Consider the following 6,426-nt stretch of genomic DNA (forward strand, 5'->3'; position numbering starts at 1 on the left):
ACAATGGTAGAAGTTCTTTTATTTCCAACCTTAATATCTTTGATAATGGCATAATTGATTGTATTTTTAGATACTGATTTTTTAACTCTCATAGATTCGCACCTCACTCTATTATATCACAGTACGAAAAAAGTACGCGATTAATATATACGAAAATTTGACAAAAAAATAGCATCACATCAACGTTTGTGGCACTTTTGTGTCATTCAAACTGTCAAACTCCCGACAAATTGCAATACGGACATTGCAACTCTGGGCTTAATGGCCGGTTTTATCATCATGATGATTTTGGATGTTGCCTTAGGATAATTTGTTAAAGTCTGTTGTTACAGGCTTTTTTCTTATGACAATATCTTTAAAAATATGGTATAATGAACTGATATTAATTTAGGGAAGGTACTCTTATATGAAAGGTATTATTCTAGCTGGTGGGTCAGGTACTCGCTTGTATCCTTTAACGCGCGCAGCTTCAAAACAGTTGATGCCAATTTACGATAAACCAATGATCTATTATCCATTGTCAACATTGATGTTGGCTGGAATCAAAGATATTTTGATTATTTCAACTCCGCAAGATCTTCCACGTTTTAAGGATATGTTAGGAGATGGTTCTGAACTTGGAATTTCACTTTCATATGCAGAACAACCAAGTCCAGATGGTTTGGCGCAAGCCTTCATTATCGGTGAAGAATTTATCGGTGATGACAATGTAGCCTTGATCCTTGGTGATAACATCTACCACGGCAATGGATTGACCAAGATGTTGCAACGTGCAGCAAGCAAAGAAAAGGGCGCGACTGTCTTTGGTTACCAAGTAAAAGACCCAGAACGCTTTGGTGTTGTCGAGTTTGACGCAGATATGAATGCCATCTCTATCGAAGAAAAACCTGAAGAGCCAAAATCAAATTTTGCGGTTACTGGTCTTTATTTCTATGACAATGATGTTGTGGAGATTGCCAAAAATATCAAGCCTTCACCTCGTGGTGAGTTGGAAATCACAGATGTCAACAAGGCTTACTTAGAGCGTGGCGACTTATCTGTTGAGCTTATGGGCCGTGGATTTGCCTGGTTAGATACAGGTACGCATGAAAGCCTCTTGGAAGCTGCACAGTACATCGAAACGGTTCAACGTTTGCAAAACGTTCAAGTGGCTAACTTGGAAGAAATTGCCTACCGCATGGGCTATATTACAAAAGAACAAGTCCACGAATTAGCACAGCCACTTAAGAAAAATGAATACGGACAATACTTGCTCCGTTTGATTGGAGAGGCCTAATGACAGAAAACTTTTTCGGTAAAACACTAGCAGCTCGCCCAGTTGAAGCTATTCCAGGAATGTTAGAATTTGACATTCCTGTTCATGGTGACAACCGTGGCTGGTTTAAGGAGAACTTCCAAAAGGAAAAAATGCTTCCTCTCGGTTTCCCTGAAAGATTCTTTGCAGAAGGAAAATTGCAAAATAATGTTTCCTTCTCTCGCAAAAACGTTCTTCGTGGTCTTCACGCAGAGCCTTGGGATAAATACATTTCAGTAGCAGATGGCGGTAAGGTTTTGGGAACTTGGGTCGATCTTCGTGAAGGCGAAACCTTCGGTAATACCTATCAAACCGTTATTGATGCTTCAAAAGGTATCTTCGTTCCGCGCGGAGTAGCCAATGGTTTCCAAGTTTTGTCAGATTTCGTGGCTTACAGCTACTTGGTTAACGACTACTGGGCTTTGGAACTCAAGCCTAAGTATGCTTTCGTCAACTATGCAGACCCTAGCCTCGACATCCAGTGGGAAAATCTAGAAGAAGCGGAAGTTTCAGAAGCAGATAAAAATCACCCACTCCTCAAGGACGTTAAGCCTTTGAGAAAAGAGGACCTCTAATGTTTCAAGCCTTTTTGGAAATAGCAGAGCAGTTAAACAAGTTAGGAATCACTCCCTTGTTAATGGGCTCAGTTGGTTTGGAAAGGCGAACAGGGAAGGACTGGCAGGCAGGAGATTTAGATATTCATGTTCCAAGTGATCCGCGTGGCTGGGAAGCCCCAGACGACGAACGGATTTATCAGGCGGACACTTTGATTTCTATGATGAACCAACTAGGTTATGTCCTTGTTGACCGTCATGAACATGAATTTCATAAAGACGGCTTATCTGTTGAATTCGGAGGCCTACATTCACTGCCTGAATTTGCTGGTGTAGAGCTAGAAGATTTGGAAGAACTAGAAACAGCAGGTGTTCGCTATTACCTACCGACACTTGAACAATACCTAAAAATCTACCAAGCCTCTTCAAAAGATTCCTACCGTGCAGAAAATAACAATCAAAAAGACTTTGCTAAGATTGCTTATTTGAAAGAAATCTTGAAGTAGTCTGATAATGCAAGAGGGCGAGCAAAGCGAGCCAATAGCGATAGTTTCCGCCGTAGTGAGAAGCTTCTTTGCTTTGCTAAGGAGCGGGGGAGCCCATGAGACCTTGGGCTCATGGGTTAGTAATGAAACACCTTGGTGGTTTGCTTGCGTCCCCACTACCTAAGGAAACTATTAAAAAAGAAAAAACTTTTCGGAGAAAAAAATGTCTCAATTTAAAAATATTATCGTAACTGGTGGAGCTGGTTTCATCGGTTCAAACTTTGTACACTATGTTTATAACAATCATCCAGACGTTCATGTAACAGTTTTGGATAAACTTACTTATGCAGGAAACAAGGCAAACTTGGAAGCTATTCTTGGTGACCGTGTTGAGCTGGTTGTTGGCGATATTGCAGATGCTGAATTGGTTGACAAATTGGCTGCTAAGGCAGATGCCATTGTTCACTATGCGGCAGAAAGCCACAACGACAACTCCCTCAACGATCCAAGCCCATTCATCCATACCAACTTTATCGGTACTTACACTCTTCTTGAAGCGGCTCGTAAATACGATATCCGTTTCCACCATGTATCAACTGACGAAGTATACGGCGACCTTCCTTTGCGTGAAGATTTGCCAGGTCATGGCGAAGGTCCAGGTGAGAAATTCACTGCAGAAACCAACTACAACCCGTCATCACCTTACTCATCAACCAAGGCTGCATCAGACTTGATTGTCAAAGCATGGGTGCGTTCATTTGGTGTCAAAGCAACGATCTCAAACTGTTCAAACAACTACGGTCCATACCAACACATCGAGAAATTTATCCCACGACAAATCACCAACATCTTGGCTGGTATCAAGCCAAAACTTTACGGTGAAGGTAAAAACGTCCGTGACTGGATTCATACCAACGACCACTCGACTGGTGTTTGGGCAATCTTGACAAAAGGCCGTATGGGTGAAACTTACTTAATCGGTGCTGACGGTGAGAAGAACAACAAAGAAGTGCTTGAATTGATTCTTGAAAAAATGGGTCAACCAAAAGATGCTTACGACCACGTGACGGACCGTGCAGGACACGATTTGCGCTATGCTATTGACGCAAGCAAACTTCGTGACGAGCTTGGTTGGACACCGCAATTTACAGACTTCTCTAAAGGTTTGGAAGAGACTATCCAGTGGTACACAGACAACCAAGACTGGTGGAAAGCTGAGAAAGAAGCAGTTGAAGCCAACTACGCGAAGACGCAAGAAGTTATTAAATAAGACTATTAAAGGCTAAGGCTCTTGCCCAAGCCTTTCTTGAAATAAGGAGCAAACATGATTTTAATTACAGGTGCAAATGGTCAGTTGGGTACAGAGTTGCGTTATCTCTTGGATGAGCGTGGTGTTGAGTACGTTGCCGCTGACGTAGCAGAGATGGACATCACGGATGCCGACAAGGTGGATGCCTTCTTTGCAGAAGTTAAGCCAAGCGTTGTTTACCACTGTGCAGCCTATACAGCTGTTGATATGGCAGAAGATGAAGGAAAAGAACTCAACTACAAGATTAACGTAACAGGCTCTGAAAATGTTGCCAAGGCAGCTGCTAAATACGGTGCAACCCTCGTTTATATCTCAACGGACTATGTCTTCAATGGTGAGTTGCCAGTCGGTCAAGAGTGGCAAGTAGATGACCAACCAGATCCGCAATCTGAATACGGTCGTACCAAGCGTTTGGGTGAAGAAGCAGTTGAGAAATTCGCAGACAAGTTCTACACTGTTCGTACAGCTTGGGTATTTGGTAACTATGGTAAAAACTTTGTTTTCACCATGCAAAACCTTGCGGAAACCCGCGATACCTTGACAGTTGTCAATGACCAACACGGTCGCCCAACCTGGACACGTACCCTTGCGGAATTCATGGTACACTTGGTGGATACCAAGCAAGCATTTGGCTACTACCATTTGTCAAACGATGCAGCAGAAGATACGACTTGGTTTGACTTTGCGACAGAAATCCTCAAGGATACTAACACCAAGGTATTGCCAGTGGATTCTAGCCAGTTCCCAGCCAAGGCAAAACGTCCATTCAACTCAACCATGAGCTTGGACAAGGCAAAGGCGACAGGCTTTGTCATCCCAACTTGGCAAGAAGCTTTGGAAGCATTCTATAAACAAGAAAAGAAATAGTCTACAGGAGATGTGTATGAAAAAGAAAGCGATTGTTAAGCCGTTGTTGACGTCAGCAATCCTTCTTGCTTTACTAGGAGGTGCTATATTACCGTCCGGATCTGTTCCAGTTGTAGCAGCAGAGACAAGTCAAAGTACGACCTATCATTTAACTGCTGATGAAAAAGTTGCCGTACGTGAATATATTCAAGCTAAAATGACTATCGATATGCAAGAATATAGATTGGCGTTTCTTGAGGGAATGATGGAAGAAATGGCATCGGGTAGTGCTGAAGCTGCATGGGATGAAGAAATTGCAGACTTGAAGGCAAACTTAACAGCAGAGCAAGTTGTTGTTTTAGATGAACTCAAAGCAAATTTAATTGGTAGCATAGCCCAACATTACCATTACTTATTTGAGACACTTACAGTCGCTGGAAAAAGCGGAAGAGAAGAAGCTGCGGATATAGTTTCTAAGTACGAGGCTGAAGATGATGCAAGTACTCCTGAAGCCGAGTTGGCTGCATTGAAATACGCTAGAGAAGTTATCGTTGAACTACTGAATAAAGAGTCGGCAGCGATTGATAATTATATTGCTTATGCAGAAGCAACTGGACAAGAATTAGCTGGATTGTTGGAAAGTGGAAACTCTAATTTAGAATCTATTACATCTGCAACTATAGGATATGGTCAAGCTCTTGCAATTGCTTCGCAACCAAAATTTCCGTATGACTTTTCAGAAATAGACCGACAGATTGCAGAACTAACTGCTAGTCTACAATCAAAAGTCGAGGATAAAAGTACAGCTAACATTGAAAATACCGGGGCACAAACAAGTCAAAGCGTTACAAATGACTCAAATGATTTGCAAGATGTTTCAGGTCAAGGGGATGGTCAGATTTCTGATGTAGCTACAGGAAAAGGTAGTATTTCCGAAGCAGGTCAGAAAAAGGTTATACCAAATGATAAAGCTAAGGTATTACCAAAAACCTCAGGGAAATCTGGTCTTCCATTAACTGTATTAGGACTCATAATAATTTTTGCTGGTTGGCTATTGACAAAGAAGCAAGAAGAAAAATAAAGGATTAGTGTAATTACATCTATTTTGAGAAATATAGTTGTTTTTACATGTGAAATACATAAAGGAGATATTTGTGAAAAAAAGAACGTTGTTATTTCTTTCTTTGTGTGCATCCGCGTTGAATGCTCAGCTTGTTCAAGCGGATATGGTAAATGCCCCATCTAGTCAAGTTTCTTCATCTCAGGTTGCTGAAACTGGCGGGCAGCTATCTGTCGTTGATGAGGCTGGTCAGATTAAAGCTATTCTGTCGAACTTTCAAGGGGAAATTATTGGCGTTACAGCCCAGTTTAGCTCTGAAACAAATAGCGGCATTACTGTCACATTCTCAATGGATGAGCAGGGTAGATACGTAGCGGTTTTGGATCGGTCTGCATTTGCGGAGGAAGACCAAGTCTTTTCGCTGAAGTTAACAGCACAATTAACAGATGGAAGTTTTCAGACCTTATCAGATTATAGTTTCGAGTGGAAGAAGGATGTCGTAAGCACGGCTGAGAAGCCTACTGCTTTGAATAATAGTGATGCAACTCCGTCTAAAATTGAGGAGGAAGCAACTTCGGCTACTACAAGCTCAACGGTTAATTCTAGTTTGACAGCAGGTGCAACAAGTAGTACTTCGAATTCGCTGACCAGAAGTTCTTCCAATACGATTGCAGGAAGTTCGAATGGATCTACAAGTGTTCCAAGTGCTCGAGTCAGTACAGCTTCCAGTTCGGTCAATGTTACACAACCTACAGGCACCATCACAATTGAAAATCGTAACGATGCCCAAGGTACCTTTGATGTTCGTGTTACTAATGTTTCATCGCCGAAAGATATAGCAAGTGTTATTTTGCCAACTTGGTCACAGACGGATGATT

General features: G+C 41.9%; 6 protein-coding genes and 2 pseudogenes. All 8 read left to right on the forward strand.

Translation table 11 applies throughout. The features are described 5' to 3' along the window. Positions 1-225: 225 nt before the first annotated feature. Positions 226-309, forward strand: a pseudogene (locus ODU55_RS11230) (zinc transporter ZIP11 family protein); the annotation flags it as partial. Positions 310-406: 97 nt separating this feature from the next. Further along, the gene (gene rfbA, locus ODU55_RS11235; RefSeq protein ID WP_015646663.1) at positions 407-1,276 is read left to right on the forward strand and encodes a glucose-1-phosphate thymidylyltransferase RfbA; all 870 of its coding nucleotides are present in this window, start codon (positions 407-409) and stop codon (positions 1,274-1,276) included. Then, entirely contained in the window at positions 1,276-1,869 is a 594-nt protein-coding gene (locus ODU55_RS11240) for a dTDP-4-dehydrorhamnose 3,5-epimerase family protein (RefSeq protein WP_398582875.1), read from the forward strand. The genes rfbA and ODU55_RS11240 overlap by 1 nt, the downstream gene beginning before the upstream one ends. Beyond that, complete coding sequence (locus ODU55_RS11245) at positions 1,869-2,354, forward strand: phosphoribosylanthranilate isomerase (RefSeq protein ID WP_398582876.1); 486 nt, start codon at positions 1,869-1,871, stop codon at positions 2,352-2,354. Before ODU55_RS11240 ends, ODU55_RS11245 begins: the two co-directional genes overlap by 1 nt. 202 nt (positions 2,355-2,556) lie before the next feature. Next, positions 2,557-3,603: a dTDP-glucose 4,6-dehydratase gene (gene rfbB / locus ODU55_RS11250; RefSeq protein ID WP_044688980.1), complete on the forward strand. Its 1,047-nt coding sequence runs from the start codon at positions 2,557-2,559 to the stop codon at positions 3,601-3,603. A 54-nt stretch (positions 3,604-3,657) separates the two neighbouring features. Continuing rightward, positions 3,658-4,509, forward strand: a complete 852-nt coding sequence (gene rfbD, locus ODU55_RS11255; RefSeq protein ID WP_024407393.1) for a dTDP-4-dehydrorhamnose reductase — start codon at positions 3,658-3,660, stop codon at positions 4,507-4,509. A gap of 16 nt (positions 4,510-4,525) precedes the next feature. Next, positions 4,526-5,569, forward strand: a complete 1,044-nt coding sequence (locus ODU55_RS11260; protein ID WP_398582877.1) for an LPXTG cell wall anchor domain-containing protein — start codon at positions 4,526-4,528, stop codon at positions 5,567-5,569. Between the two features lie 37 nt (positions 5,570-5,606). Next, positions 5,607-6,426: pseudogene (locus ODU55_RS11265) on the forward strand (N-acetylmuramoyl-L-alanine amidase); the annotation flags it as partial.

Origin of the sequence: Streptococcus sp. 2022WUSS037 (assembly GCF_044427225.1) — a bacterium.
Classification (GTDB): domain Bacteria; phylum Bacillota; class Bacilli; order Lactobacillales; family Streptococcaceae; genus Streptococcus.